This is a genomic window from Reyranella sp., from assembly GCF_965227665.1.
Taxonomy (GTDB): domain Bacteria; phylum Pseudomonadota; class Alphaproteobacteria; order Reyranellales; family Reyranellaceae; genus Reyranella.
The window spans coordinates 2,839,123-2,864,766 of the sequence record NZ_OZ245767.1; the positions used below are offsets into that span (position 1 = coordinate 2,839,123).

The 25,644-nt window shown below is 66.7% G+C and carries 30 protein-coding genes and 1 riboswitch; of the genes, 11 read left to right on the forward strand and 19 right to left on the reverse strand.

Annotated elements, in window-relative coordinates; genetic code table 11:
- Window positions 1–19: 19 nt before the first annotated feature.
- Entirely contained in the window at window positions 20–874 is an 855-nt protein-coding gene (locus ACO07I_RS13685; protein ID WP_422008496.1) for a hypothetical protein, read from the reverse strand.
- A 396-nt stretch (window positions 875–1,270) separates the two neighbouring features.
- Window positions 1,271–2,113 (reverse strand): alpha/beta hydrolase, encoded by an 843-nt coding sequence (locus tag ACO07I_RS13690; protein WP_422008497.1) that lies wholly within the window; start codon window positions 2,111–2,113, stop codon window positions 1,271–1,273.
- Window positions 2,114–2,190: 77 nt separating this feature from the next.
- On the opposite strand from ACO07I_RS13690, the gene guaD reads away from it, so the two are divergent.
- The 6 genes from guaD to ACO07I_RS13720 all read left to right on the forward strand — a co-directional run bounded on the left by guaD (window position 2,191) and on the right by ACO07I_RS13720 (window position 7,996).
- A complete protein-coding gene (guaD, locus tag ACO07I_RS13695) occupies window positions 2,191–3,510 on the forward strand; it encodes a guanine deaminase (protein WP_422008499.1) in 1,320 nt (439 codons plus the stop codon).
- Between the two features lie 284 nt (window positions 3,511–3,794).
- Complete coding sequence (locus tag ACO07I_RS13700; protein ID WP_422008500.1) at window positions 3,795–4,520, forward strand: PhoH family protein; 726 nt, start codon at window positions 3,795–3,797, stop codon at window positions 4,518–4,520.
- Window positions 4,521–4,800: 280 nt separating this feature from the next.
- Window positions 4,801–6,687: an excinuclease ABC subunit UvrC gene (gene uvrC, locus ACO07I_RS13705; protein WP_422008501.1), complete on the forward strand. Its 1,887-nt coding sequence runs from the start codon at window positions 4,801–4,803 to the stop codon at window positions 6,685–6,687.
- Window positions 6,662–7,273 carry a CDP-diacylglycerol--glycerol-3-phosphate 3-phosphatidyltransferase gene (gene pgsA, locus ACO07I_RS13710; RefSeq protein ID WP_422008503.1) on the forward strand — a complete coding sequence of 204 codons (612 nt, stop codon included), beginning with the start codon at window positions 6,662–6,664 and terminating at the stop codon, window positions 7,271–7,273. The genes uvrC and pgsA overlap by 26 nt, the downstream gene beginning before the upstream one ends.
- Entirely contained in the window at window positions 7,270–7,521 is a 252-nt protein-coding gene (locus ACO07I_RS13715; RefSeq protein ID WP_422008505.1) for a MoaD/ThiS family protein, read from the forward strand. The genes pgsA and ACO07I_RS13715 overlap by 4 nt, the downstream gene beginning before the upstream one ends.
- A 4-nt stretch (window positions 7,522–7,525) precedes the next feature.
- Complete coding sequence (locus ACO07I_RS13720) at window positions 7,526–7,996, forward strand: molybdenum cofactor biosynthesis protein MoaE (RefSeq protein WP_422008507.1); 471 nt, start codon at window positions 7,526–7,528, stop codon at window positions 7,994–7,996.
- A 61-nt stretch (window positions 7,997–8,057) separates the two neighbouring features.
- Here ACO07I_RS13720 and ACO07I_RS13725 read toward each other — a convergent pair whose 3' ends face one another.
- The 8 genes from ACO07I_RS13725 to ACO07I_RS13760 all read right to left on the reverse strand — a co-directional run bounded on the left by ACO07I_RS13725 (window position 8,058) and on the right by ACO07I_RS13760 (window position 15,157).
- Window positions 8,058–9,734, reverse strand: a complete 1,677-nt coding sequence (locus tag ACO07I_RS13725) for an FAD-dependent oxidoreductase (protein WP_422018255.1) — start codon at window positions 9,732–9,734, stop codon at window positions 8,058–8,060.
- A 50-nt stretch (window positions 9,735–9,784) separates the two neighbouring features.
- On the reverse strand, window positions 9,785–10,744 hold the full coding sequence (locus tag ACO07I_RS13730) for a ThiF family adenylyltransferase (protein ID WP_422008509.1): 960 nt from the start codon (window positions 10,742–10,744) through the stop codon (window positions 9,785–9,787).
- Window positions 10,741–11,340 (reverse strand): thiamine phosphate synthase, encoded by a 600-nt coding sequence (locus tag ACO07I_RS13735; protein ID WP_422008511.1) that lies wholly within the window; start codon window positions 11,338–11,340, stop codon window positions 10,741–10,743. The genes ACO07I_RS13730 and ACO07I_RS13735 overlap by 4 nt, the downstream gene beginning before the upstream one ends.
- A 4-nt stretch (window positions 11,341–11,344) precedes the next feature.
- Window positions 11,345–12,127, reverse strand: coding sequence for a thiazole synthase (locus ACO07I_RS13740; RefSeq protein WP_422008513.1), 783 nt, complete (start codon window positions 12,125–12,127; stop codon window positions 11,345–11,347).
- Window positions 12,124–12,321: a sulfur carrier protein ThiS gene (gene thiS, locus ACO07I_RS13745; protein WP_422008515.1), complete on the reverse strand. Its 198-nt coding sequence runs from the start codon at window positions 12,319–12,321 to the stop codon at window positions 12,124–12,126. Before thiS ends, ACO07I_RS13740 begins: the two co-directional genes overlap by 4 nt.
- Window positions 12,290–13,294: a glycine oxidase ThiO gene (gene thiO / locus ACO07I_RS13750; RefSeq protein ID WP_422018257.1), complete on the reverse strand. Its 1,005-nt coding sequence runs from the start codon at window positions 13,292–13,294 to the stop codon at window positions 12,290–12,292. The genes thiS and thiO overlap by 32 nt, the downstream gene beginning before the upstream one ends.
- A riboswitch (TPP riboswitch) is annotated at window positions 13,293–13,410 on the reverse strand. (Overlaps the previous gene by 2 nt.)
- Window positions 13,411–13,451: 41 nt before the next feature.
- The gene (locus tag ACO07I_RS13755; RefSeq protein ID WP_422008517.1) at window positions 13,452–14,384 is read right to left on the reverse strand and encodes a branched-chain amino acid aminotransferase; all 933 of its coding nucleotides are present in this window, start codon (window positions 14,382–14,384) and stop codon (window positions 13,452–13,454) included.
- 131 nt (window positions 14,385–14,515) lie between these two features.
- Window positions 14,516–15,157: a glutathione S-transferase family protein gene (locus tag ACO07I_RS13760; protein ID WP_422008519.1), complete on the reverse strand. Its 642-nt coding sequence runs from the start codon at window positions 15,155–15,157 to the stop codon at window positions 14,516–14,518.
- Between the two features lie 102 nt (window positions 15,158–15,259).
- On the opposite strand from ACO07I_RS13760, the gene ACO07I_RS13765 reads away from it, so the two are divergent.
- The 4 genes from ACO07I_RS13765 (at window position 15,260) to ACO07I_RS13780 (ending at window position 18,993) form a co-directional block, all read left to right on the forward strand.
- Window positions 15,260–15,760 (forward strand): MarR family winged helix-turn-helix transcriptional regulator, encoded by a 501-nt coding sequence (locus ACO07I_RS13765; RefSeq protein ID WP_422008521.1) that lies wholly within the window; start codon window positions 15,260–15,262, stop codon window positions 15,758–15,760.
- 6 nt (window positions 15,761–15,766) lie between these two features.
- Window positions 15,767–16,471 (forward strand): response regulator, encoded by a 705-nt coding sequence (locus ACO07I_RS13770; RefSeq protein ID WP_422008523.1) that lies wholly within the window; start codon window positions 15,767–15,769, stop codon window positions 16,469–16,471.
- Window positions 16,468–17,823 carry an ATP-binding protein gene (locus tag ACO07I_RS13775; protein ID WP_422008524.1) on the forward strand — a complete coding sequence of 452 codons (1,356 nt, stop codon included), beginning with the start codon at window positions 16,468–16,470 and terminating at the stop codon, window positions 17,821–17,823. Before ACO07I_RS13770 ends, ACO07I_RS13775 begins: the two co-directional genes overlap by 4 nt.
- 63 nt (window positions 17,824–17,886) lie before the next feature.
- A complete protein-coding gene (locus ACO07I_RS13780) occupies window positions 17,887–18,993 on the forward strand; it encodes a branched-chain amino acid aminotransferase (RefSeq protein WP_422008526.1) in 1,107 nt (368 codons plus the stop codon).
- A gap of 84 nt (window positions 18,994–19,077) precedes the next feature.
- Here ACO07I_RS13780 and ACO07I_RS13785 read toward each other — a convergent pair whose 3' ends face one another.
- The 5 genes from ACO07I_RS13785 to ACO07I_RS13805 all read right to left on the reverse strand — a co-directional run bounded on the left by ACO07I_RS13785 (window position 19,078) and on the right by ACO07I_RS13805 (window position 22,238).
- A complete protein-coding gene (locus ACO07I_RS13785; RefSeq protein WP_422008528.1) occupies window positions 19,078–19,416 on the reverse strand; it encodes a tRNA-binding protein in 339 nt (112 codons plus the stop codon).
- A gap of 101 nt (window positions 19,417–19,517) precedes the next feature.
- Window positions 19,518–19,952: a phasin family protein gene (locus ACO07I_RS13790; RefSeq protein WP_298307745.1), complete on the reverse strand. Its 435-nt coding sequence runs from the start codon at window positions 19,950–19,952 to the stop codon at window positions 19,518–19,520.
- A 129-nt stretch (window positions 19,953–20,081) separates the two neighbouring features.
- Window positions 20,082–20,705, reverse strand: coding sequence for a TetR/AcrR family transcriptional regulator (locus tag ACO07I_RS13795; protein ID WP_422008531.1), 624 nt, complete (start codon window positions 20,703–20,705; stop codon window positions 20,082–20,084).
- Window positions 20,702–21,499 carry a pyrroline-5-carboxylate reductase gene (gene proC / locus ACO07I_RS13800; RefSeq protein ID WP_422008532.1) on the reverse strand — a complete coding sequence of 266 codons (798 nt, stop codon included), beginning with the start codon at window positions 21,497–21,499 and terminating at the stop codon, window positions 20,702–20,704. Before proC ends, ACO07I_RS13795 begins: the two co-directional genes overlap by 4 nt.
- Window positions 21,500–21,503: 4 nt before the next feature.
- Entirely contained in the window at window positions 21,504–22,238 is a 735-nt protein-coding gene (locus ACO07I_RS13805; RefSeq protein ID WP_422008534.1) for an enoyl-CoA hydratase/isomerase family protein, read from the reverse strand.
- Window positions 22,239–22,307: 69 nt separating this feature from the next.
- On the opposite strand from ACO07I_RS13805, the gene ACO07I_RS13810 reads away from it, so the two are divergent.
- Entirely contained in the window at window positions 22,308–22,574 is a 267-nt protein-coding gene (locus ACO07I_RS13810; protein WP_298307734.1) for an accessory factor UbiK family protein, read from the forward strand.
- Between the two features lie 21 nt (window positions 22,575–22,595).
- Here ACO07I_RS13810 and ACO07I_RS13815 read toward each other — a convergent pair whose 3' ends face one another.
- The 4 genes from ACO07I_RS13815 to ACO07I_RS13830 are packed head-to-tail and all read right to left on the reverse strand — an operon-like array spanning window position 22,596 to window position 25,638.
- Complete coding sequence (locus tag ACO07I_RS13815; RefSeq protein WP_422008536.1) at window positions 22,596–23,510, reverse strand: aminotransferase class IV; 915 nt, start codon at window positions 23,508–23,510, stop codon at window positions 22,596–22,598.
- Window positions 23,511–23,520: 10 nt separating this feature from the next.
- The gene (locus ACO07I_RS13820) at window positions 23,521–24,288 is read right to left on the reverse strand and encodes an amino acid ABC transporter ATP-binding protein (RefSeq protein ID WP_422008538.1); all 768 of its coding nucleotides are present in this window, start codon (window positions 24,286–24,288) and stop codon (window positions 23,521–23,523) included.
- A complete protein-coding gene (locus ACO07I_RS13825; protein WP_422008540.1) occupies window positions 24,285–24,944 on the reverse strand; it encodes an amino acid ABC transporter permease in 660 nt (219 codons plus the stop codon). Before ACO07I_RS13825 ends, ACO07I_RS13820 begins: the two co-directional genes overlap by 4 nt.
- 13 nt (window positions 24,945–24,957) lie before the next feature.
- A complete protein-coding gene (locus tag ACO07I_RS13830; RefSeq protein WP_422008542.1) occupies window positions 24,958–25,638 on the reverse strand; it encodes an amino acid ABC transporter permease in 681 nt (226 codons plus the stop codon).
- Window positions 25,639–25,644 lie beyond the last annotated feature (6 nt).

Consider the following 25,644-nt stretch of genomic DNA (forward strand, 5'->3'; position numbering starts at 1 on the left):
CGACCGTTGCAAGGCCGCCTTAGCGATCCGCCATCTTCGAGAGCAGCCGCCGATCGATGAGTTCGCGCATCACGAGATCGGCAACCACGCGATTGCCCTCGGCCGAATGGTGATCGGACCGGTAGAGCGCATCGGTACCGCGGGCGTCGACCGCCGCCTTCAGCGTGTCCGAAAGGTCGAAGGCAATGAGTCCCGCCTCAGCGGCGCAGCCCAGCACGCGGCGCATGGCCCGATGATCCGCCGTGCCATGAGGGCCCTTGTCGTTCCAGTAACCGCGACTGTATTGCGCCATCACGACGACGGGCACGCCGAGTGCTGCGAGCCTCGGCATCAGCCGACAGGCAATCGTCTCGCCGGTGCCGCGGGGCACGGCCTGGACCTCGGTGAAGTACCAGCCCTGCTGGATGCCGAGACGCTCCACCAGAAGGTCGGCCAGCGCCGACCATCCCAGCCACTCCGCCACTGCGGGCAAGCGGACCGGGGCACCCGGCCTGCCCGGGACAGGCACGTTGCTGAGATCGAGCTTTCCGTCCTTCAAGGCGAAATAGGGCTTCTCGCGGCTCCAGGCGACCTTCAGTTCGGTGCGCCGGATGTCGCCGGGCGTGAAGCTGGCGATGACGAACAGCGGCTTCACCTTGGGCACGAGCTGCTCCGTGGCGAGTACCATCTGGTCGAACGCATAGCCGCTGACCCCGGCGTTCACCACCTTCCGCCCGATCATGTCCTGCAGATAGGCGGGCCAGGCCTCGTCATCCTTCACCTCGTCGCCCTTGGCGAAAGACGAGCCGGTGACGAGGATGGGAGGCTCCGCGAGCGATGCCTGTGCGGAGGCACGGCGAAAGCCGGCAGCATCGGAATTGTAGGCTTTCGACACGCAGTTCGCCGGCGAGGTCCAGCCGATCGACTCACTATAGGCGTATTGGCACCTTTCGCCGCCAGGGCCGGTTCCCATGCGCTGGTGAGCCAGGTTGGGCCAGGTCGTGAGCCCTTCGGGACCCCACCGTACCAGCCGGCAACCGACTTCCAACAGCGCGAGGGACACTAGGACCGAGGCGGTCACCAGGACGATGCGCGCCCCCCAGACTGTCGTTTTTGAACGGAGCTCTCGCTCGCCTTTCGGGGCAGCGACAGCTGCCTCTCGATCGACGCTCATTATTCACCTCCCAGAGCGCCCCAAAATACCATTGGAGCGCCAGGAAGGGATGTGACGCGGCGTCATAGGACGCGCGCGCAAGCGGCGGGAAACGCGCGGAATATGCCGCTTTTTTCGTCAGGAACCAGACGGAAACGCCAGCCGCGCGGCGGCCATCGCGAGCGCCCCGTCGCGGGCCTCGAGCTGGTCCATGATGGAGAAGTGATTGAGGCCGGCGAGCGGCAGGACTTCGCTCGGCAGGCCCGCGGCGCGGCGCGCTTCGTGATAGGCGATGGACTGGCGCTGTAGTTCCGGAAGCTCGCCGGTGCCGTAGGTCAGTATCACCGGCGCGCTCTTCTTCGGCAGGTGAAGGAGCGGACTCGTGCGCGCCGCTTCCTCCGCCGTGAGATTCAGTTTTTCATTCAGGTAGTTCAGCCGGCAGGGCTCGACGTCGTAGATGCCGCTGATGGCAAGGCCGGCATCGACCTCGTCCATGGCCAGCGTCGTCGCCGTCAGGTGACCGCCGGCCGACCAGCCGGATACGACCAGCCGATCCTGCGCCACACCGTGACGCGGTCCTTCGCGACGCAGCCAGCGTACCGCATCGGCGATTTCCTCGACGATGGCTGAGAGCGTGGCCTCAGGCGCCAGCGTGTAGCCGAGGAACGCGACGTCCATGCCGTTCGCGAGCGGGCCCTCGGCCATGCAGGCGAAGATCTCCTTGCTGTTGCGCTGCCAGTAGCCGCCGTGGATGAAGGCGAACAGCGGCGCCCTGGCGCGGCCGCAGCGGTACAGGTCGAGCTTGTTGCGGGGCCGCGGGCCGTAGACGAGGTCCAGGCCCTCGGGGTGGAGCGCCCGGAAGCGTTCGCTGCGCTCGATCCAACCGTCGCGCCGCACACCCGAATCGGCCACCGCGTTGGTATTGTCATAGGCCTTGTCGAGCTCAGCCCGCGTCATGTTGCGCCACACGATCTCGCCCATCACGACCTCTTTCGTTCGAAGTTACCTCTCTAGCACAGGCCTTTCGCAAGGTGTCGTTCGATGCGAATCTTGCGGGAATGCCTCCTTCCGCCCACCCCACCGCCCTGCGCGGCCCCGCCCTCACCTTCACCGGCGATCCGTTCCGCGACGGACTCGAGCGGACCCTCGTGCACGAGCCCGACGCGATCGTGGCGATGCAGGACGGGCGCATCACACACTTTGGACCCGCCGCGCGCGTGGCCCCGTTGCTGCCCGCCGAGACGCAGATCCGGGACTTCGGCAAGGATGCGCTGATCTCCGCGGGCTTCATCGACACCCACGTGCATTTCCCCCAGACGACGATGATCGCGAGCCACGGCGCGCAGCTCCTCGACTGGCTCGAACGCTACACCTTCCCGGCCGAGCTGAAGTTCGCCGACCGTGCCCATACACGGCGGGTGGCCCGCGCCTTCCTGCAGGAAAACCTGCGCAACGGAATCACCACGAGCTGCGTCTATTGCACCGTGCACGCCCATTCCGCCGACATCCTGTTCGAAGAGGCGGAAGCGCTCGGCCTGCGGCTCGCCGCCGGCAAGGTCTTGATGGACCGCAACGCACCGGAGGCGCTGCGCGACGACGTCCAGACCGGTTACGACGATTCGCTGGCACTGATCCGCAAATGGCATGGGCGCGGACGCCTGCTCTATGCCATCACGCCCCGCTTCGCCGGCACGAGCTCGCCCGAGCAGCTCGCCGCCGCCGGGGCGCTGTGGCGCGACCATCCCGACTGCCTGATGCAGACCCACATCGCGGAGACCCAGGCCGAAGTCGCGTGGATCGGCGAACTGTTTCCCGACCGCGCCAACTACCTCGACGTCTACGACCATCACGGCCTTTGCCGCGGCGGCGCGGTGTTCGGGCATGGCATCTGGCTGGGCGACGACGAGCTGAAACGCCTGCACGCGACCGATGCCGCGATTTCCCACTGCCCGACCTCGAACTTCTTCCTGGGCAGTGGCATGTTCGACATCGCCCGCGCCAAGCAGGCCGACCGGCCGGTCCGTGTCGGCCTCGGCACCGATATCGGCGCCGGCACCTCCTTCTCGATCCTGCAGACGCTCAACGAGGCCTACAAGGCGGCGCAGCTCAACCGTCATCCCCTGTCGGCCGCCCATGCCTACTATCTCGCGACCCGCGGCTCGGCGGCGGCCATGCATCTCGAAGACAAGGTCGGCAGCATCGCGCCTGGCATGGAAGCCGACCTGGTCGTGCTCGGCATGCGCTCGACACCCCTGATCGCCTTCCGCATGGACGAGGCCCGCGACTTCGCCGAGCAGCTCTTCATCCAGATGATCCTGGGCGACGACCGGGCCGTCCAGGCGACCTATGTGGCAGGTCGGCTGGTTCACGAGCGTTAGAGGCGACGCTTTCCCTTGGGTTAAATTTCGATGGCAGACCATAAATGTGGTGGATGCAGGGCCGGATTGACGGTAGCGTTCCATAGGTAGCTGAAGGAGGGTTTTTATCCGTTCGAGGACATGTCCCCCGACGGAAAATGGTTCACCGGTGGAACTTCCACCGCGTGCCCGACGGCCTCACCTTGCAGCCAGACCACCGATCGCCAACGCCTCCGCTCGCCGGGGGCGTTTTTTGTTCTGGGCGATCGATCACGCTCCTTTGACCCTGACACCGGAGTAAGAATATGGCCAAACGCGCCGCACGCCGAGCCAAGCTGCACGCCATCGATGGTGCCCGTATTCACAACGTCGTTTTCGACCACACTCCGGCCAACGATCGCGACCAGAGCTACATCAAGAAAGTCCGGCCGCGCAGCGACAACCAACGACTGCTGATGGAGGCGATCGACTCCAAGCCGCTCACCGTGGCGCTGGGCCCCGCCGGCACGGGAAAGACCTATCTGGCTATCGCCGCCGCCGTCGAAGCCCTGGAAAGCGGCACCGTCTCGCGAATCGTGCTGTCGCGGCCGGCCGTCGAAGCGGGAGAGAATCTCGGGTTCCTGCCCGGCGACATGCGCGAGAAGCTCGACCCTTATCTGCGCCCCCTATGGGACGCCCTCAACGACCGGCTGGGCGCCAAGCGTCTCGCCCAGAATCTCGACGACGGCACGATCGAGATTGCGCCGGTCGCCTTCATGCGGGGGCGGACGCTCAACAACGCCTTCGTCCTGATCGACGAGGCCCAGAACTGCACCTACGGCCAGCTCAAGATGCTGCTGACGCGCCTGGGCTGGCACTCCACGATGGTGATGACCGGCGATCCGGACCAGACGGATCTCCTGCCGGAGCTGTCCGGCCTGGCCTCGATCGCCACGAAGCTGGACGGGCTCGAGGACGTCGCCGTGGTCCGCCTGACGCAGGGTGACGTGGTCCGTCATCCCCTGGTCGGCCGCATGCTGTCGGTGCTGTAAAGCCACCGAAGTTATCCACACATCGAAGCGGGCCGACCAATTGGATTGAACCGTGAACGAAATGGATGACCAGCTTTTTCTACGGTGAGGCTAGAACGCAGAATTTCTAGCCAAATCAACGCACTACCAGAGGGGTGACCGGCGACTGTCACCCCTCTCACATTGAGTCAATACGGTGACGCTTGGGTAACGTCCGAAGGTCCTTGGGTTTCTTCACAGACTTCCCCACATGGCCCGTTTGCCTTGTACGGAGGCCCCGCCAACACCATTCTCCCGCCCCGTGAGCGACGAAACCGACCTCGACCAGCCTCCCAGCGAAGGCTCCCTTGCCGATGGCATGCGGATCATCGCGGAGTTCGTGCGGACCCTGCCGCGCAAGCCCGGCGTCTACCGCATGATCGCGGCCGACGGGGAGGTCCTGTACGTCGGAAAGGCGCGTTCGCTGCGCAGCCGGGTGGGCTCCTACACGCAGCCGACCCGCCTCGCCGCGCGCCTGATCCGCATGGTGTCGGCGACGCGGACCATGGAATTCTCGGTCACCGACAGCGAAGCCGAAGCGCTGCTGCTCGAGAACAACCTGATCAAGCGCTTCCGGCCGCGCTTCAACGTCCTGCTGCGCGACGACAAGTCGTTCCCCTACATCGTCATCCGCCGCGACACCGAATGGCCGCAGCTCGCCAAGCATCGCGGCACGCGCGAACCGGCCAACGAGTATTTCGGGCCGTTCGCCTCGGCCACGGCGGTCAACCGCACGCTCTACGCCCTGCAGCGCGCCTTCCCGCTGCGCTCCTGTTCGGACGGCGTCTTCTCGACGCGCACGCGGCCCTGCCTGCAGTATCAGATCAAGCGCTGCACGGCGCCTTGTGTCGGTCGCATCGACAAGCCGCAATACGAGGCCATCGTCGAAGACGTTCGCGGCTTCCTCGGCGGCCGCAACCGCGAGATCCAGCAGACCCTGTCGCAGCGCATGGAGCAGGCCTCGGCCAATCTCGAGTTCGAGAGCGCCGCCATCCTGCGCGATCGCATCCGCGCCCTGGCCCAGATCACCTCGCACCAGTCGATCAGCCTGCCGTCGATCGACGAGGCCGACATTTTCGCTGCCCATGCCGAGGGCGGGCAGGTCTGCGTCCAGGTCTTCTTCCTGCGCGCCGGCCAGAATCTCGGCAACCGCGCCTACTTCCCGAGCCACGGCAAGGAGCTCGACGAGGGCCAGGTGCTCGAAGCCTTCATGGGCCAGTTCTACGAGGGCAGGGAGGCCCCGAAGCTGATCCTGACCAGCCACGACGTGCCCGAGCGCGAGCTGATGGAGAGCGCGCTCGCTCTGTCGGCCGGCCACAAAGTCGAGATTCGGCAGCCCAAGCGCGGCGACCAGAAGGATGCGCTCGACCAGGCGGTGAACAATGCCCGCGAGGCACTGGGCCGCCGCATGGCCGAGCGCGGCACGCAGCGCACCCTGCTCGAGGGCGTGGCCCGCGTGTTCGCACTCGATGCGCCACCGGAGCGCATCGAAATCTACGACAACAGCCACATCCAGGGGACGGCGGCGATCGGCGCGATGGTCGTCGCGGGTCCCGAGGGCTTCACCAAGAACGCCTACCGCAAGTTCAACATCAAGACCGAGGGCGCGGCGGGCGACGACTTCGCCATGATGCGCGAGGTCCTGGGCCGCCGGTTCGGCCGCGCGCTCAAGGAGAATCCTGAGCGCGACGACGAGCATTGGCCGGACCTGCTGCTGATCGACGGCGGCCAGGGCCAGCTCGAAGCGGTCCGCGGGGTGATGAGCGAACTCGGCCTCGAAGACATCGCGGTGGTGGGCATCGCCAAAGGGCCGGATCGCGATGCCGGTCGCGAGCGCTTCTTCATGGCGGGCAAGCCGCCCTTTTCGCTCGAGCCACGCGATCCCGTGCTCTATTTCCTGCAACGGCTTCGCGACGAGGCGCATCGATTCGCGATCGGGACTCACCGCACGCGCCGTGCGGCAGACCTGACGCGCTCGGCGCTCGACGAAGTGCCGGGAATCGGCGCCGGCCGCAAGCGCGCCTTGCTCAATCATTTCGGCAGCGCCCGTGCGGTGTCCGGCGCGACCCTCGAGGACATCAAGTCGGTGCCCGGAATCTCGAGTGCACTTGCCCAGAAAATCCATGACCACTTCCGGGGGGGCCGGTAAGGTCGGGGCGATGCTGTTCAATCTCCCCAACATGCTCACGCTGTCGCGCATCGTCGCGATCCCGCTGGTCGTCGCCTGCTTCTGGCTCGATCGCGGCTGGGCGCAGTGGCTGTCGATGGCGCTGTTCGTGGCGGCGGCGGTGACCGACTGGTTCGACGGATATTTCGCGCGACGCTATCACCAGATCTCGCGCTTCGGCCGCTTCCTCGATCCGATCGCCGACAAGCTGCTGGTCGCCGCGGCCCTCGTCATGCTGGTCGACAACAGCACGCTCGCCGGCCTGAACGTGCTGGCCGCCCTCATCATCCTGGCGCGCGAGATCCTGGTCTCCGGGCTGCGCGAATTCCTGGCGGAACTGCGGGTCGGCCTGCCGGTCAGCGCGCTCGCCAAATGGAAGACGGCCGTGCAGATGGTGGCGATCGCCGCGCTGCTGGTCGGCGATTCGGCCGCGCACTGGGTCACGCAAGCCGGCATCGTGCTCATCTGGATCGCGGCGGCCCTCACCCTCATCACCGGCTACGACTATCTGCGCACCGGTCTGCGCCACATGGCGGAAGACACCCCCGCGTCGGGCGGCCAGAAGTGAAGATCCGCTATTTCGCCTGGATGAAGCGCACCGTCGGCGTGTCGGAGGAAGAGGTAACGCCGCCCGCCGGGATCGACACGGTGGGCGATCTGATCGTCTGGTTGCGCGGGCGCAGTCCCGGTCATGCCGAGGCACTGGCAGAAGGCGCCGCGTTCGGCGCCGCCGTCGACCAGCGCACCGCGACCTTCGACGTGAAGCTCGCCGGCACGCGCGAAGTCGCCTTCTTTCCGCCCTTCACCGGCGGCTGACGCCATGAGCGTCCGCGTCCAGGAACAGGACTTCGACGTCGGTGCCGAGCTGGCCCATCTCACCGACGGCAACAAGCGCATCGGCGGACTCGCGGTCTTCGTCGGTCTCGTGCGCGAGATGCACGTGCGCGAGGGCTATCATCGCGACAGGATCGATGCGCTGACGCTCGAACATTATCCCGGCATGACCGAGACGGCGCTGCAGGAGATCGAGGCCGAAGCCAAACGCCGCTGGCCGCTCGAGGCGACCCTGATCGTCCACCGTTACGGTCGCATGGAGCCGGGCGAACGCATTGTGCTGGTGGCCGTCGGCTCGCCGCATCGCGAGGCCGCCTTCGAGGCCTGCGAGTTCCTGGTCGACTGGCTGAAGACCAAGGCGCCCTTCTGGAAGCTGGAAGACACGCCGAAGGGCGAGCAATGGGTCGACGCCCACGAAGGCGACGACGCAGCGGCCGCGCGCTGGGAGAAGAAGTAACCGTTTGCCCCCTCCGCCCTGCCGGTCACCTCTCCATTGGAAATGGGGAGGTGTCGGCGTCTTACGCCGACGGAGGGGTCATCTCTCCCATCGCCTCCAGCACGCCGTGGATCTGGGCGACCACGTTCGCCCCTTCGCCGATCGCGGCCCCCACCCGCTTCACCGAGCCGTAACGCACGTCGCCGACTGCGAAGACTCCTTGCACGTTCGTCTCGTAGGCGAGCGGTGGACGCTTGGGACAGGGTGCCTCGACATCGGCGCCGGTACGGATGAAGCCGGTCCTGTCGACGTCGATGCCGCACTCCTGCATCCACTCGGTCGCGGGCTCGGCGCCCAGGAACTGGAAGACGTGACGGATCGGCCGGTGCGTTTCGGTCCCGCTGGGCCGGTGCCGCCAGGTCACGCCGCGCAAGCCGCTCTGTTCGGTACCGACGAGTTCGACGATCTCGGTCTCGGCCAGCACCTCGATGTTCGGCGCCGACGCGATGCGATCGATCAGGTAGCGCGACATGGTCTCGGCCAGACCGCTGCCCCGGACCAGGATCCACACTTTCGCGGCATGGCCCGACAGGAAGACCGCCGCCTGTCCGGCCGAATTGCCGCCCCCGACGATGACCACTTCGGCATTGGCGCAGAGCTTGGCCTCGATAGGCGAAGCCCAGTACCACAGGCCGCGATTGAGGAAGTCGCCGAGATTGGGCAGCGACAGCTTGCGATAGCGTGCCCCCGAGGCGATCACCACCGTCTTCGCCTGCACGCGCCAGCCGTCCGTCATCTCGAGCACCATGGGACGCGACAGCCCGCCGCCGCAATCGAGGCTTGCCACTTCCAGCGGAATGACGAACTGCGCGCCGAATTTCTGCGCCTGCACGAAGGCGCGCGCGGTCAGTGCCTGGCCCGAGATTCCGGTCGGGAAGCCGAGATAGTTCTCGATGCGGGCACTGGCGCCGGCCTGGCCGCCAAAGGCCCGGGTCTCGACCACCAGCACCGAGAGGCCTTCGGACGCGGCATAGACGGCGGTCGACAGACCGGCCGGGCCGGAGCCCACGATCGCGATATCGTAGAGGTGCGGCTCGGCGCTTTCGTGGAGAAGACCGATGCACAGCGCGAGCTCCTGCTCGCCGGGATTGCGCAGGATCGTGCCGTCGGGACAGACGACGAGCGGATAGTCGTCGGCGTCGGGCGACAGGCGTTCGATCATCTTCGCCGCATCGGGATCGGTCTCGGGATCGAGGATGGTGTGCGGCTGGCCGTTGCGCGTCAGGAATCCCTGCAGGCGAATCATCCCCGGCTGCGTGAGTTCGCCGACCAGGATCGGACCGACCCGATTGACCTCGATCAGTCGGACGCGGCGGAGGATCAATGCCCGCATGATCCTTTCGCCGAGTTCCGCTTCCGCGACCATCAGGGCGCGCAGCTGGTCATGCGGCACGATCAGTGCCTCGACATCCTCCTCGGCGCGAACGTCGACCATCGCCGGCTGACCTGCGAGTTCGGCGAGTTCGGCCGCGAAATCGCCCGGTCCCATGGTGGCGATGGGCGAGACGTGATCCAGCCCGTCATGTCCCAGGATGGCGATCCGCCCCGAGAGGATCACGCACATGCCGGGGCTTTCCTTTCCGGTCCGTGCCAGAAATTCGCCAGCTTTGAAACTTTGCCTTCGACCGAAGCGGCCCATGCGCTTCAGCTCCGCCGCCGTGAGCACCGGATACATCTGGTGTCGGCGCGCTTCTTCCATGGTCGGCGGAACGGGATCGGCCACGCGAAACTCCTATCGGCTTGGGCGCTTCAGCCCAGGGCAACTAGAGCAAGATTCGTGACACCGCGCTCGCGCAATCTGTCCGCGGCCATCAACGCGCGCTGGCCGCTGCGGCATGCCAGCACGACCCGTTGCGAAGGCGTGCCCAATTCGTCGATCGTGTCGACGACCAGCCGCCGCGCGCCGGCGAAGGGCGAGACCGGCGCCTCGTCGAGACCGCGCAGATCGACGACGATGTCGTCCGACTGCACCTGCTCGGGCGCAATGAACGCCACTTGTTCCTCGGGTTCGGGACTGCCGGTGAAGTCGAAGCCGCCAAAGGCCACGCGCCGGGCGTCGAAGGTGACGACTCGGCCCAGCACCGCCGGTTCGAGGCCGAGCAGATGATGCAGCGTGAGGTGCGCCTGCAGGCTGCCCATCATCGCCACCGCGGTGCCGATCACGCCCACCGTGGCGCAGGTGCCGCCATCGACCGAAACCTCGGGAAACACCGCGCGATAGCTCGGGCCGCCGCCGCAGAAGACCCCGGCATAGCCGGTCATGCCGATCACCGAGGCGCTCACCAGCGGCTTCGCCGCTGCGAAGCAGACGTCGCTCAGCATGTAGGTCACGGCGAAACTGTCGGCGGCATCGACCACGATGTCCGCATCGGCGACCAGCCGCGCCGCATTCTGCGGCGTCAACCGCTCGGCGACGGCATCGATGCGAACATGCGGATTGAACCGCTGGAGCGTGGCGCGCGCCGCCTCGGCCTTCAGCTTGCCGATGTCGGGCATGCCGTAGAGCGGCTGGCGATGCAGGTTCGTCTCCTCGACCGTGTCGTGATCGACGATCGTGAGACGTCCGACGCCGGCACCCGTGAGATACTGCAGCACCGGGCAGCCAAGGCCGCCGGCACCGACGACCAGCACGGAGGCAGCACCCAGGCGCGCCTGTCCTGCGTCCCCGATCTCCGGCAGCACGGCCTGGCGGGCGTAGCGGTTCGTCACGGCCTTCTCGTCGCGGCGATCCAGGCTTTGGCCTGACCGATCGGATCGGCATGATTCACGATGTCGCCCACGACGGAGGCGATGTCGGCGCCCGACTTCAGGCACAGCAGTGCACGTTCGAGTGTCAGCCCGCCGATCGCGACCAGCGGCCGGTTGCCGATCAATTTCTTCCATTCGGCCAGACGCTCGGTGCCCTGCGGCCCCCACGGCATCTGCTTCAGCTTGGTCGGCCAGATCGGCCCGAGCGCGACATAGTCGGGATCGATGGCCAGTCCCCTGTCGAGCTCGGCATGGTCGTGCGTGCTGACGCCGATTTTGATATTGGCGCGGCGCAGCGCCTTCACGTCGGCATCGACCAGGTCCTCTTGGCCGAGATGGACCCAGGCACAGCCTTCGTCGATGGCGATCTGCCAGTAGTCGTTTACGATCAGGTCGGCGCCATGCTCCGCGCAGACGGCTTTCGCCTCGCGCACCTGACGGCGGATTTCGGCCTCAGGCTGGTCCTTGATGCGCAGCTGGATGAGCCTGGTGCCGATCGGCACCAGCTTCGACACCCAGCTGGAATCGGGCACCACGGGATAGAACGGATCGAGCATCTCTTCAGTCTCCAAGCGCCGCTTTGCCGATCACCGGCGTCGACGGCACGGCCATGTCGCGCGGCTCCATCGGGCGCGCAAGATAGGCGGCACGACCGGCTTCGACGCCGAGTGCGAAGGCGCGCGCCATCTCGACCGGATCGCCCGCTTCGGCGACCGCCGTGTTGAGCAGTACCGCGTCGTATCCCAGCTCCATCGCAGCGGCGGCGTGCGAGGGAACGCCCAGCCCGGCATCGACCACCAGCGGTATGTCGGGAAAGTGCGCCCGCATCGAGCGCAGCCCGTAGACGTTGTTCAGGCCGCGCGCCGACCCGATCGGCGCGCCCCAGGGCATCAGCACGCGGCAGCCCGCCTCGACCAGCCGCTCGGCGACCACGAGATCCTCGGTCGTGTAGGGGAACACTTCGAATCCGTCCTCGGCGAGGATGCGCGCGGCTTCCACGAGGCCGAACACGTCGGGTTGCAAGGTGTCGGCCTCGCCGATCACCTCGAGCTTGATCCAGGGCGTGTCGAACAGTTCGCGCGCCATATGGGCGGTCGTCACCGCTTCCTTCACCGAATGGCAGCCTGCCGTGTTGGGCAGCACGCGCACGCCCATCGACTGGATGAGCGACCAGAAGGCCTGACCGGCCCGGCCCGCCCCGCTCTCGCGGCGCAGCGACACCGTAACGACTTCCGCACCCGACGCCTTGATCGCGCGTTCGAGGACCGCCGGCGAGGGATAGCGTGACGTTCCCAGCAGCAGCCGCGACTTCAGCGCGACGCCGTAGAAGGCGGACATGGTCATCCTCCCTGCATCGGCGCGACGACTTCGATCTTGTCGCCGTCGGCCAGCTCGGTGCGCGGCCGCGCGGCGGCGGCGACGAAGCGGCCGTTCACCGCCGTCGCGATCTTGCGACCGCCATAGCCGAGACTTTCCAGCGCCGCGGCCAGGGTGCCGGGCGAGACCTCATGCATGTCGTCGTTCAGGAATATCCGCATCTCTCGTCTCCAGAAGAACGGCGTCGGCGACCTGCCGCGCCAGCCAGGGCGCGAGCAGGAAACCATGCCGGAAAAGACCGTTGGCGTGCAGCACGCGGCCGTTGCGCCGGATGCACGGCAGGTTATCGGGAAAGGTCGGCCGCAAGTCGGCGCCCAGCTCGACGATCTCGGCCTCGCCGAAGGCCGGGTGAAGCGTGTAGGCCGCGTTCAGCAACTCCATGGCCGAACGCACGCTCACGGCCCGCCGTTCCTCGCTCTCGATCATCGTGGCGCCGATCATGAAGACCCCGTCGCCGCGCGGCACGATGTAGAGCGGGATGCGCGGATGCAGCAATCGCACCGGGCGCGACAGCGACACGTCGCGGGTGCGGACCACGAGCATCTCGCCGCGCACGCCGCGCAGGTCGGGTAGCGCATCGCGCGCCGCCAGACCGCGGCAATCGACGAGGAACCTTGAGTCGCCTGCCGAAGGCGTGCCCTCGACGCCGAAACGGATCGGCACGCCTCGCGCCTCGAGACCCTCAGCAAGCGACGCCAGCGCCCTGCGCGGCTCGAGATGCGCCTCGTCGGCGAAGAACAGCGCACGGCGGAAACGACCGCCGAGATCGGGTTCGAGGGATGCGATGCGGTCGCCGTCGATCCACTCGTAGCGCTCGGTCCGCGCCGCAAAGCGCGTGAGATCGGCGGCATCGCGCGGCGGCGTGAGCACCAGGCTGCCCTGGCTGACGGTGCCGGGATAGTGGCGGCGCCACCAGTCGATCGATGGTTCGCCCAGACGGGCGACGATCTCGTCCGTGGTCGCCCGCTCGCACCACGGCGCCAGCATGCCCCCGGCCATCCAGGAACAGGCGCTTTCGCCCAGGCGGGCGCTGCGCTCCAGCACCTCGACGGCGACACCACGCTCGGCAAGTTCCGTCGCGCAGGCCAAGCCTGCGACGCCGGCTCCGATGATTGATACGACAGGTCGATCCAACACCGCTGACTCCCGTTCCTTCGCCGGCATGACCCGGATCAGGTTCAAAGGGTTCAGCCGTTAAGGCTGTCTCAGCCCGTCTCCTGCAGGAAGATCAGGCACCCCTCGGACGTCATCGAGAAAAGGGGATCGCAGGCCCCGATGTCAAGCCATCCGGTCAGGCCGCCAGCGACGACGCGGGTGTCATCAGATGCGTGGCCTCGCCGAAGCCTTCGCTGTCGGGCGCGCGCACCAGCTTCTGGAAGTCGGCCATCAGCGTCTTGGCGACGGGACCCGCCTGGAAGTGATGCTGGTCGATCGAGCCGACCGGCACGATCTCGGCGGCGCTGCCGCAAAGGAAGACCTCGCTCGCCTGCCCGAGTTCCTCCGGCATCACGTCGCGCTCCTCGACCGTCCAGCCGCGCGTCCGCGCCATGCCCATCACCGCACGACGCGTGATTCCATCGAGGAAGTTGTGCGGCGTCGGCGTGACCAGCCTGCCGTCGATCACCAAGAAGATGTTGGCGCCGGTCGTCTCGGCGATGCGGCCCTGCCAGTCGAGCATCAGCGCATCGTCGAACCCGGCCTTCAACGCACGGTCCTTCTCGATGCCGCAGATCACGTAGAGGCCCGCCACCTTGGCGTGGCCCGGCGCCGTCTCCGGCGAGGGCCGGCGGTACCTGGCCATGGTGACGTTGATGCCGGCATCTCGCGCCTGGACCGACAGGCGGCCTTCCTGCGCCCACGGGGCGATGGCGAGATGGACCGTCGTGCCGATCGCCGACACGCCCAGCACCTCCGAGCCGCGCCAGGCGATGGGCCGGATGTAGCCGGCAGTAAGGTCGTTTGCCTTCACGACGGCGCGGGTCGCTTCGTCGATCTGCTCGCGCGACCAGGGCAGGTCATAGTCGAGCAGGTTGGCCGAACGGATCAGGCGGGCGCTGTGGGCGGACAGGCGGAAGACGCGACCGTCGTAGATGCGCTCGCCTTCGAAGACGGCCGATCCGTAATGCAGCGCGTGGGTGAGCACATGCATGCGGCTCTCGCGCCAAGGCACCAGCTTGCCGTCCAGCCAGATCACACCATCCCGATCATCCATGGTTAAGGACATTGCGATATCCTCTCTCGATTGATTCCAATTAGGTCTCTGGAGACGTATCCAGAACAACTATCGACCTAATTAGGTCAATAATGCTGACCTTGTCAATCACACTGACCCTGCGCGTTATTCGCCGAGGATTTTCAGGTCAGGAGGAGAGGCATTCCCGGGTCGCCCTTCTGCATGGCTCGCTGGTAGGCCGGACGGGCGGCAATACGCTGCAGATAGGCGCGGATCGCCGGGTAGGGCGCGAGATCGAACGGCAGGAAGTTGCGCATCGTGGTCAGCGAGAAGACGGCCATGATGTCGGCCGTCGTGAGCTCCGCCCCAGCCAGGTAATCGGCCTCCCCGAGTCGCGCCTCGACGAGACCGAGGGCGAGATCGAGACGGGCCTTCATAGCCTTGATCAGGGCATTGTCGGCCGGGAGATCGAGCCGCCCCAGGATCATGTTCCGGCCCGTCGCGGGCTGAAGCGTGCCGTTGGCGAAATGGAACCAGTAGAGGAACGACGCGAAGTCGGGATGGTCGGCCGGGAGGACCAGCCGTCCCTTGCCGTACCGGGCGACGATGTACTCGACGATGGCGCCCGACTCGGCCAGCAGGACGTCGCCGTCCTGGATCACCGGCGCCGCGCCCAGCGGATGCAGCGCCTTGTACTCGGGCGGCGCGAGCCGCGTGACCGCATCGCGGTCGTAGATCTTCAGCTCGTAGGGGATCCCGAGTTCCTCGCAAAGCCAGACGATCCGCTCCGACTGCGACATGCCGAGATGATGAACGGTGAGCATGGCGCCTCGCAGGGTTTGGGAAAATTTCCGGAAGGAACGTCGCGCGGTAACATCGGCTCGCGCGGGGTGTCAACGCAGCCCGCCCGCACTATAAAGGATGGCGTGGAATCCAGAGCCCCCGCCAATCCCCTGTTCCTGCGCGACGAAGAGCTGCGACAGGGCATCGAGCTGATGTTCTATGCCTATCGCGACTTCACCTTCGAATCCGACCAGCAGCTCAAGGACCGCCAGCTCGGCCGCGCCCACCATCGCGCCCTGTACTTCATCGGGCGCCATCCCGGGCAGACGGTCGGGCATCTCCTGTCGATCCTCAAGGTGACCAAGCAGTCGATCAGCCGCGTCCTGAAGGATCTGCTCGAGCAAGGCTATGTCGAGCAGAAGAGCGGCGCGCGCGACCGCCGCGAACGCCACCTGTGGCTCACGCCCAAGGGCCAGGAACTCGAGCGCGACCTGACGGACCGCCAGAGCCAGCGCTTCGCCCGGGCCTATCGCGAGACCGGCGCCGAGGCGGTCGAGGGCTTCCGCAAGGTCCTGCTGGGTCTGCTCGATCCGGCGGAGCGCCAGGTGGTCGACAAGCGATTGCGCGGCGGCAGCGGCCGCTAGCACGCCATGGACGCGTCGGCCGACAAGCCCCACATCCTGGTCGTCGACGACGATACGCGCCTGCGCGAACTCCTGAAGTCGTTCCTCTCGCGCAACGACTTCCGTGTCTCGACCGCCGCCAGTGCCGCGGAGGCGCGCCAGCGGCTGAGCTCGCTCGATTTCGACCTGATCGTGCTCGACGTCATGATGCCGGGCGAGACCGGGCTCGAATTCGCGACAGAGCTGCGCCGCACCGACGACGTGCCGATCCTGATGCTGACGGCGATGGTCGAGACCAAGGATCGCATCGCGGGCCTGGAGCGGGGAGTCGACGACTATCTTGGCAAGCCGTTCGAGCCGCGCGAACTGCTGCTGCGCATTCAGAGCGTTTTACGCCGCGGCAGGCCCGCCGGCACGGCTGCCCCTTCCGACGAACCACGACAGGTGACGTTCGGCCCCATGCAGTTCGACCTCGAACTGGGCGAGCTCACCGACAAAGGAAAACGCGTGCCGCTGACCGATGCCGAGATCGCCCTGATGCGCGCCTTCACCGGCCGCATCGGCGAGGTGCTGAGCCGCGAGACGCTGTGCAAGATCATCGGCGCCGCCGTGAACGAGCGCGCCATCGATGTGCAGGTGACGCGGCTGCGGCGCAAGATAGAGCCCGATCCGTCGTTTCCGCGCTATCTGCGCACGGTTCGCGGTCAGGGCTACCGTCTGGTCGACGCATGAAGTGGACCGCCGTCCGCGACATCTTCGAGCGCATCGCGCAATGGTCGGACAAGCATTCGCCACAGACCCTGTTCGCGCGCGCCCTCCTCATCATCGTCGTGCCGATGCTGCTGCTGCAGGCGCTGTCGGCCTGGTGGTTCTACAGCCAGCGCGGCGACAACGTCACCAACCGACTCGCCATCCTGCTGGTCCGCGACCTGCGCCTGCTGATCTCGCTGCGGTCGGACTTTCCCGACGACGAGCATCGCCAATGGATCCTGCGCCGCTCCGCCCAGGACCTGCTGCTGTTCGTTTCCTTCCGAAAGGGAATCGTCCGGCCCTTCAAGGAGCCGGAGTATTTCGACATCGTGGCCCGCGAGGTCCAGGGCGCGCTCAACGCCGACCTCAAGCGCCCGTTCTTCCTCGACAACAATATCGGCGGCGGCCAGCTCCTGATCGAGATCCAGCTGCCGGACGGCGACGTGATGGACGTGCTGGTGCCGCATGTGCGCCTCACCTTCGGCTCGAGCTTCGCCTATGTCCTGGCCCAGCTCGGCCTCGCTTTGGTCCTGTTCGGCCTCGCCATCTGGTTCATGCGGCGCGAGCTGGTGCCCATCGAGCATCTGGGGGTGGCGGCCGACGCGCTCGGCAAGGGGCGCGACGTGCCCGACTTCGCCTTCTCCGGCGGCACGCGCGAGGTGCGCAATGCCGCCACCGCCTTCCATACGATGCGCATCCGGCTGCGCCGTTCGATCCAGCAGCGCACCGAGATGCTGGCCGGCGTCAGCCACGACCTGCGCACGCCGCTCACCCGCATGAAGCTGTCGCTGGCGCTTCTTCCCGACTCGCCGGAGACGCGGGAGCTGGCCGGCGACGTCGACGACATGCAGCGCATGATCGAGGGCTATCTCGCCTTCGCCCGCGGCGAGGGCGACGAGGATCCCGTGATGTCCGACCTTTCGGAGATTCTGGAGGATGTCGCGGCCGGCGCGCGCCACGGCAGCGCCACCCTCGAGGTCGCCTGGAAGGGCGACATGAACGTCGAGCTGCGGCCGATCGCCATCAAGCGCTGCCTGACCAACATCGTGTCCAACGCCCAGCGCTACGCCACCGAGATCAGGATCGAGGCGGTGCGCGGCCGGACCGCGGTCGAGATCTCGGTCGACGACAACGGTCCCGGCATTCCGCCCGAAAACTACGAGGACGTGTTCCGGCCGTTTTTCCGCCTCGACCAGTCGCGCAATGCCGAGACGGGCGGGGTGGGCCTCGGCCTCAGCATCGCCCGCGACGTGGCGCGCAGCCACGGCGGCGAAGTCACGCTGGCGGCCTCGCCGCTCGGCGGTTTGCGCGTGGTCGTGCGAATTCCGCTCTGAGCAGTCGGAGGGACTTGCGGCAAAGCCGCCTGTGATAGATTGAAAGAAATACTCAAGAGAGAAATGTCCAAGGCAATGTCCAAGACACCGTCGCTTCAGTTTACGCACGTTCCGCACCCGTCGCCGCTTCCCGCCGATCAACGGGCGGCGCTGCTCAAGAATCCGGGCTTCGGCCGCGTCTTCTCCGATCACATGGTGACGATCCGGTATCACGAGTCCAAGGGCTGGCACGATGCGCGGGTCGAACCGCGCGCGCCGATCCCGATGGACCCGGCTGCGGCCGTCCTGCACTACGCCCAGGAGATCTTCGAGGGGCTGAAGGCCTATCGCACGGCCGATGGCGGCGCGACGCTGTTCCGCCCGCTGGAGAATGCCCGGCGCTTCCAGCAGTCGGCCGAGCGGCTCGCCATGCCCGTCCTGCCGGAGGAGGTATTCCTCGAGGCGGTGGACCAGCTGGTGAAGATCGACCGGGCCTGGATCCCGGACGGCGACGGCAGCCTCTACATCCGGCCCTTCATGTTCGCGAACGAGATCTTCCTCGGCGTGAAGCCCTCGTCCGATTACCTGTTCATCGTCATCGCCTCGTCGGTTGGCGCCTACTTCAAGACCGATGCGCCGGCCGTGTCCGTCTGGGTCTCCGAGGATTTCACCCGCGCCGCGCCCGGCGGCACCGGCGCCGCCAAGTGCGGCGGCAACTATGCCGCCAGCCTGCAGGCGCAGGCGGAAGCGACGCGCCACGGCTGCGACCAGGTGGTCTTCCTCGACGCTGTCGAACAGCGCTGGATCGAGGAACTGGGCGGCATGAACATCTTCTTCGTGTTCGACGACGGCTCGATGATCACCCCGCCGCTCGGCGGCACCATCCTGCCCGGCATCACGCGCAGCTCGCTGCTCACGCTGGCGAAGGACAAGGGCATCAAGGTGAGCGAGGAGCGCTATTCGATCGAACAGTGGCGCAAGGATGCCGCCAGTGGCCGCCTGCGCGAGGCCTTCGCCTGCGGCACGGCCGCGGTGGTCACGCCGATCGGCACGGTGCGCAGCAAGGACGGCGAGTTCCGGATCGGCAACGGCGGCTCGGGCGCCAGCACCGAGGAGCTGAAGGCCGCCCTCGTCGGCATCCAGCGCGGCCGCACGGCCGACCCGCACGGCTGGATTCACAAGGTCTTTTAGAGCAAGCGGTCGTTATTGGAGCGCGCAACTCCCGTTGCGCAATCATGATCATGAGCGTCACTGGAGTGACGCGCTCCAATGAGCCTAGAAAAGCTTGCCGCCGTTCGGCACCGGCTTGGTCGGCGCGATCAGCACGACGCTGCCGTCGGCCCCCGGGAAGCCCAAGGTCAGGACTTCCGACATGAACCTGCCGATCTGGCGCGGCGGGAAGTTCACGACCGCCGCGACCTGACGGCCGACCAGCTCTTCGGGCGTGTAGTGCACGGTGATCTGGGCCGAGGACTTCTTCGTGCCGATCTCACCGCCGAAATCGATCAGCAGCCGATAGGCGGGTTTGCGCGCGCCTTCGAGTGTCGCGGCCTCGAGGATGGTGCCGACCCGGATGTCGACACGCTCGAAATCTTCATAGGTAATGGTCGTCATGGTGCACCGAAACTAAAGCGGTGCACGCAAAAGAAAAGGGGCCACGTACGCGGCCCCTTTTCGGATCGGCAACTGACCGACCCACGCTTGCTCTGGAACGCTTACTTCTTGGCGATCGCGGCCTTGACCTCTTCGGTCAGCTCGGCGACGCGGGCGCTCAGCGCCGTCACGGCGTCGGTCTGGCCCTTGCTGTAGAGTTCGGCCAGCTCCTTGGAGTTGGTGATCGCCGACTCGTAGGTCTTCTTCATGAAGTCGATCTGCTTGGCGGCCTTCTCCTCGACGGTCGCGGCGGCGAGCACTTCGCTGCCGTGCTTGGAGAAGTCTTCCATCGCGGCGCGGACCATGTCGCCCTGGCGCTGCGCGATCGTCTTCATCTGCTCGACGGCGGCGGTGTTGAGCGACGTCATCGTGGCGAAGTTCTTGCGGGCCGTCTCGACGAAGGTCTCGACGTTCACGGTCGGGAGCTTGAACTCACCGGAAATCTTGCTGAAGTCGAAGTCGGCGAAGGGGTTCTTGAAGGCACCGTTGGCGTACATGGAAATCTCCTTGAGGGACAAAGCAAGGCTGAGCGCGGGTGCCCCGCTTTGCTGCGGTGCACAATGAAGCTCAATTTAGGGATGCATTGCAGTGAGTCAAGGGGTGTTTTTGTGCACTGCACAAAATGTTCACGCCTCGGGCGAAAGCGGTGCCGAGGGCGGGACGTCAGCCCGCGGCGATTTCGCATATTTGTCAAAGAGTTGCGCCCAACGCTCCGCGGTCTTCAGGCGTTCGTCCAGGGCCGCCATCGTCTTCGACAGGTCCTGGGTATCGTCGCGGTCGAACACCCGCGAGACGGCATAGTGGATGGCCAGCAGCCCGTTCTGCCGCAGCGCACCGGGCAGCCCGTCACTCGCCACCGAGGCGGCCTCCAGCATCGCTCCCATCGATCGCCGCAGTCCCGGGCCCATCGCGATCGCGAGGATCGGGTCGCGGGTTCCGGCACGACGCAGCGCCCGTAGCGCCGCGCGGTAGGGTCTCAGCGCGTCGTAGCGGCGCATCATCACATCGAACAGCCGGTCCCGCGGCGTTTCCTCGGGATCGACCGTCGACGGCGTTCCCGCCATCACTTCGGCGTCGATGCGCGCCATGAAGGCCGCCGCCAGGGCGGTCTTGTCGGAGTAGACGCCATAGAGATCGGCAAAACCCAGGCCGGCCGCCTGCGCCACGTCGCGCAGAGCCACGCCGGCATAGCCCTTCTCGGCGATCAGCCCGAGGAAGGCATCGAGGGCCTTGTCGCGAACGTCGTTCACCCTGCCAGCTCCCTGGAACGATGCGAGGCGGCCGCGAGGGCCTTGTCGAATACGGGTTGGATGCCGTCGGTTGCCATCAGGACCTGCAGGGCTGCGGCGGTGGTGCCGCCGGGACTGGTCACGTTAACGCGCAGCTGCGACGCCGGCTCCTGGGAGTGTTTCAGCAGTTCCCCGCTTCCGATCACCGTGGCGCGGGCGAGCTGCATCGCCATGTCCGGTGGCAGGCCGGCCTTTTCGCCGGCCGCCGCCATCGCCTCGACCAGCAGGAAGACATAGGCCGGCCCGCTTCCCGAGAGCGCGGTGACGGGATCCATCAGCGCCTCGTCGTCGGCCCACAGGACCTGTCCAACCGCCTCCAGCAGCTCGTGGCAGCGCTTTTTCTCGGCCGCCGTCACGCTCGCCGCCGCGGTTGCGACGGTGACGCCCTGCCGTACCGCCGCCGGCGTGTTCGGCATGGAGCGCACGAGCTTGGCCGCATGACCGAGACGGGCGGCGAAGTAGCCCAACGTCTTGCCGGCCGCGATCGACAAGAAGACCGTTCCCTGCGCCGCGAACCGCCGGAGATCGACCAGCGTCTCGTCCATCGACTGCGGCTTGACCGCCAGGACGACGATCTCCGGCGACTCCTCCACCTCGGCCGAGGAGGAGACGACACGCACACCGGCGTGCCGCGGCCGGATCGCCTCGACCGGCTCGGCAACGACGATGCCGGCGGCCGGCAGGCCGCGCGCCAGCCAGCCGTCGAGCATGGCGCCGCCCATCTTGCCGCAACCGATCAGAAGCAGCTTGCCCATTGCCTCAGCGTCCCTTGAACCGGGGCGTCCGCTTCTCGCGGAAGGCGGCCGCGCCTTCCTTGCGGTCCTCGGAGTTGGCGATCGTCTCGAGCTTGTAGCGCTCCGGCACGAAGACCTCGGCCGGCCCGCGCGGCAGGGTTTGGTTGGCGAAGTCGCGCAGGGTGCGGATCACCAGCGGCGCCGACTCGGCAATCACCTTGGCCATCCGGCGCGCCTCGGCACGCTCCTGGCCGAGCGGCACAACCTTGTTGACGAAGCCCACGTCGTAGGCCCGCTTCACCGAAATCTCCTCGCCGAGCAGCAGCAACTCCATCGCGACCTTGTGCGGCATGCGCGAGACGATGCCGGGCATCAGCCCGCCGAATACGCCGACCTTGGCCTCAGGGTACATGAACTTCGTGGTATCGGCAGACACCATGAGATCACACGTCATCACGAGACAGATACCGCCGCCGATCACCCAGCCCTGGGTCGCGGCGATCACGGGCTTGGTGAGCGCGTGGCTGACATGCGGCACCGCCTTCCACATCGCGGCAGGCGGATTGTGGAGATCGGCGCCGACGCAGAAGGCGGGGCCATCGGCCTGCAGCACGGCGACCTGGTCGTCGCCCTCCTCGAAGGCGCGATAGGCCTCGTAGAGCCCGTCGCACAGCTCCTGCGTCAGAGCGTTGCGCTTCTCCGGGCGCATCATGGTGATGGTGGTGATACCTTCGCTCGACTCGACTTTGACCAGACTCACGGCTTCCTCCAGTGCTTCTTGCGCCGGATGCTACCAGCCGACCATACTCGCCGCATCAGGAGACCTTTCATGCAAACCCGCAATCCCTTCATCGACGACCTCACCAAGGTGGCCAACGGCGCGATGGGCGCGCTGACCGGCATGAAGGACGAGGTCGAGGCCCGCGTGCGCGACCAGATCGCCAAGATTCTCGACGGCATGGACATCCCGCGCCGCGACGAGTTCGACGCCGTCAAGGCGATGGCCGCCAAGGCGCGCGAGGAAAACGAGGAGCTGAAGAAGCAGATCGCCGAGCTGCAGGCGAAGCTCGCCGGACCGTCCAGCCCCGAAGCTTAGACTGCGACGGGCTTGCAAACCTCATAGCGCCCCGACCGACTTCAGATAGAGGTCGCTCGCTTCCTTCGTCACCTTGCCGGCCCTGCCGTCGGCGATCAGGCGGCCGTCGACCTTCGTCACCGGCGTGACGCCACCGAGCGTGCCGGTCACGAAGGCTTCGTCGGCCGAGTAGACCTGCGCCAGGGTGAAGTCGCATTCCTTCGCCACGTTGCCCGCCGCGCGCCAGGCGTCGATCACGTTCTGCTGGGTGATGCCCTTGAAGCTGTAGAGGCTCGTGGAGGTCCAGAGCTCGCGGCCGCGCACGATGAAGAAGTTGGTCGAATTGCACGAGGCCACGAAGCCGCGCGGATCGAGCATCAGCGCCTCGTCGGCGCCGGCCTTGATCGCCTGGATCAGCGCCTGGATGAGATTGAGCCGCGAGTGCGAGTTGAGGCGCAGGTCGAACTGGTCGGGGTTGGTCGTGCGGAAGGTCGAGGTGAAGAGCGCGTAGCCCCGGGCCTTGGCCTCGGGGATCGGCGTCTTGTATTCGGCGACGCAGACGATCGTGGCCTTGCCGATCACGAAGCGCGGATCCTGGTTGGGCGTCTTCTTGAGGCCGCGCGTGATCATGAGCCGGATGTGTGCGCCGTCGGTCATGCCGTTCTTCGCCAGCGTGTCGGTCACGATCTTGGTGACGCCGGCCCGGTCGAGCCCGATGTCGAGATCGATCGAGCGCGCGCCCTCGAACAGGCGATCGAGATGGGCCTCCAGGCTGATCAGCCGGCCCTTCACGAGGCGCAAGCCCTCCCACACGCCGTCGCCCAGCACGAAGCCCGAATCGAACACCGAGACGCTGGCCTCGTTGCGGGGCGCGAAGGTGCCGTTCACATAGACCAGCACCTGGTCGTTGCGCGCATCGGCCAGATAGGCCTGGGCGCTCGCCTGTTCCGTCGTCATCGCATGTTCCCTAGAAGCTGAATTGCTTGTGGCTGGCGAGGAAGGCGCGGGTACGCTCCTTCTTCGGGTTCTTGAGGACCTCGTCCGGCGTGCCCTGCTCGTGGATGGCGCCGTCGGCCAGGAAGATCACGCGAGTCGCGACGTGGTAGGCGAAACCCAGCTCGTGCGTCACCAGCATCATGGTCCGGCCTTCCTCGGCGAGCGCGAGGATCACGGCCAGGACTTCGCCCACCAGCTCGGGATCGAGCGCCGAGGTCGGCTCGTCGAACAGCAGCATCTCGGGATCCATCGCGAGCGCACGCGCAATGGCGACCCGCTGCTTCTGGCCGCCCGAGAGATGCGCCGGATAGGTATCCGCCTTTTCGGCGAGTCCGACCCGCGCCAGCTCCTTCCGCGCCCGTGCCTCGGCTTCCGGCTTCGGCAGGCCGCGCACGGTGCGCAGCCCTTCCATCACGTTGCCGATCGCGGTCATGTGGGGGAACAGGTTGAACTGCTGGAAGACCATGCCGACCCGCTGGCGCACCTGGATCAGCTCGTTCTCGCGGTAGACCCGCTCGCCCGACTTTCCCTCGCGGCCCAGCAGCTGGCCGTCGAGCGTGATCGTGCCGCCGCCCGGACGCTCCATGAAGTTGAGGCAACGCAGCAAGGTGCTCTTGCCCGAGCCCGAGGCGCCCAGGATGGCGATGCGCTCGCCGCGCGCCACGTCGAGATCGATGCCGCGCAATACGTCGGTCGCGCCAAAGCGCTTGGTGAGGCCGCTGACTTTCAGGATCGTCATTCGTCCCGCCTCAGCCGTCGTTCGAGGAAATAGCTGAACTGGACCAGCGGCCACAGGAAGACGAAGAAGATCACGGCAACGGCGGTATAGGCCTCGATCGGATTGTAGTTGAGCGAGGCGATCAGCTTGCCCTGCTGCAGCAGCTCGACATAGGCCACGGCCGAGGCCAGCGTCGACATCTTGAATATCTCGATGGCGCGGTTGGTCAGCGCCGGCAGCATGCGCTTCAGCGCCTGGGGCAGGATGATGCGCCGCATCGCCTGGCCCCAGCGCATGCCCAGCGCCCGCACGCCGTCCCACTGGCCGGTCTCGATCGACTGGATGCCGCCGCGATAGATCTCGGCCGAGAAGGCCGCGGAGTTGAGCGAGATGCCCAGCGATGCGGCGGCCAGCGGACTGATCTGGAAGGGCAGCAGGATCGGCAGCGCGAAGTAGAACCACAGGATCTGCACGAGCACCGGCGTGTTGCGGAAGAACTCGACGAAGACCGTGGCGGGGATATGGAGCCAGCGGTTGCGCGAATAGCGCCCCAGCCCAACGAGGAGTCCGAGGCTCAGCCCCAGCACCAGACAGATCGCGAAGATGCGCAACGTGCCGGCGGCGCCGACCAGCAGCGCGTCGGTGTTCTCGAAGACCGAGGCGAAATCCCAGCGCATCAATGCACCCCTCTCAATGCACTGTGCTCTCGCCGCTGCGGGCCAGCCGCAGTTCGACCAGGCGCGCGACCTGGCTGGCGAGGAAGATCACGACAAAATAGATCAGCGCCACGACCGTGTAGGTCTCGAGCGGCCTGAAAGTCTTCTGCGAGACTTCGTTGGCGGCGAACAGCAGGTCGGCATAGGAGATGGTGGCGATCAGGGTCGTGGTCTTCATGAGCTCGATGGCGCGCTCCATGAAGGCCGGGATCATGCGCTTCACCGCCTGCGGCAGGATGATGCGCCGCAGCGCCTGGTCATGGCGCATGCCGATCGCGCGCGCACCGTCCCACTGGCCGCGCTCGATCGACTGGATGCCGGCGCGGAACACCTCGGCGAAGAACGAAGCCGACTGGATCGAGAAGGTGACGGCGCCGGCCACGAACGGCGTCATCTCGATGCCGACCAGGATCGGCAGGGCGAAGAAGAACCAGAAGAGCTGGACCAGCGGCGGCGTGGTGCGAAACACCTCGATGACGAAGCCCGCCGGCCACGACAGGAAGCGCCGCGGCGAGAGTCGCAGCAGCGCCAGGGCCAGACCCAGCACGACACCGCAGACCAGTGCCGTGCCCGTGATCTTGAGCGTGTTCGCCAGGCCCTCCGCCAACAACGGTGCGTTGGCGAGGACCGGCGCGAAGTCCCACTGATAGGCCAAGGGCGA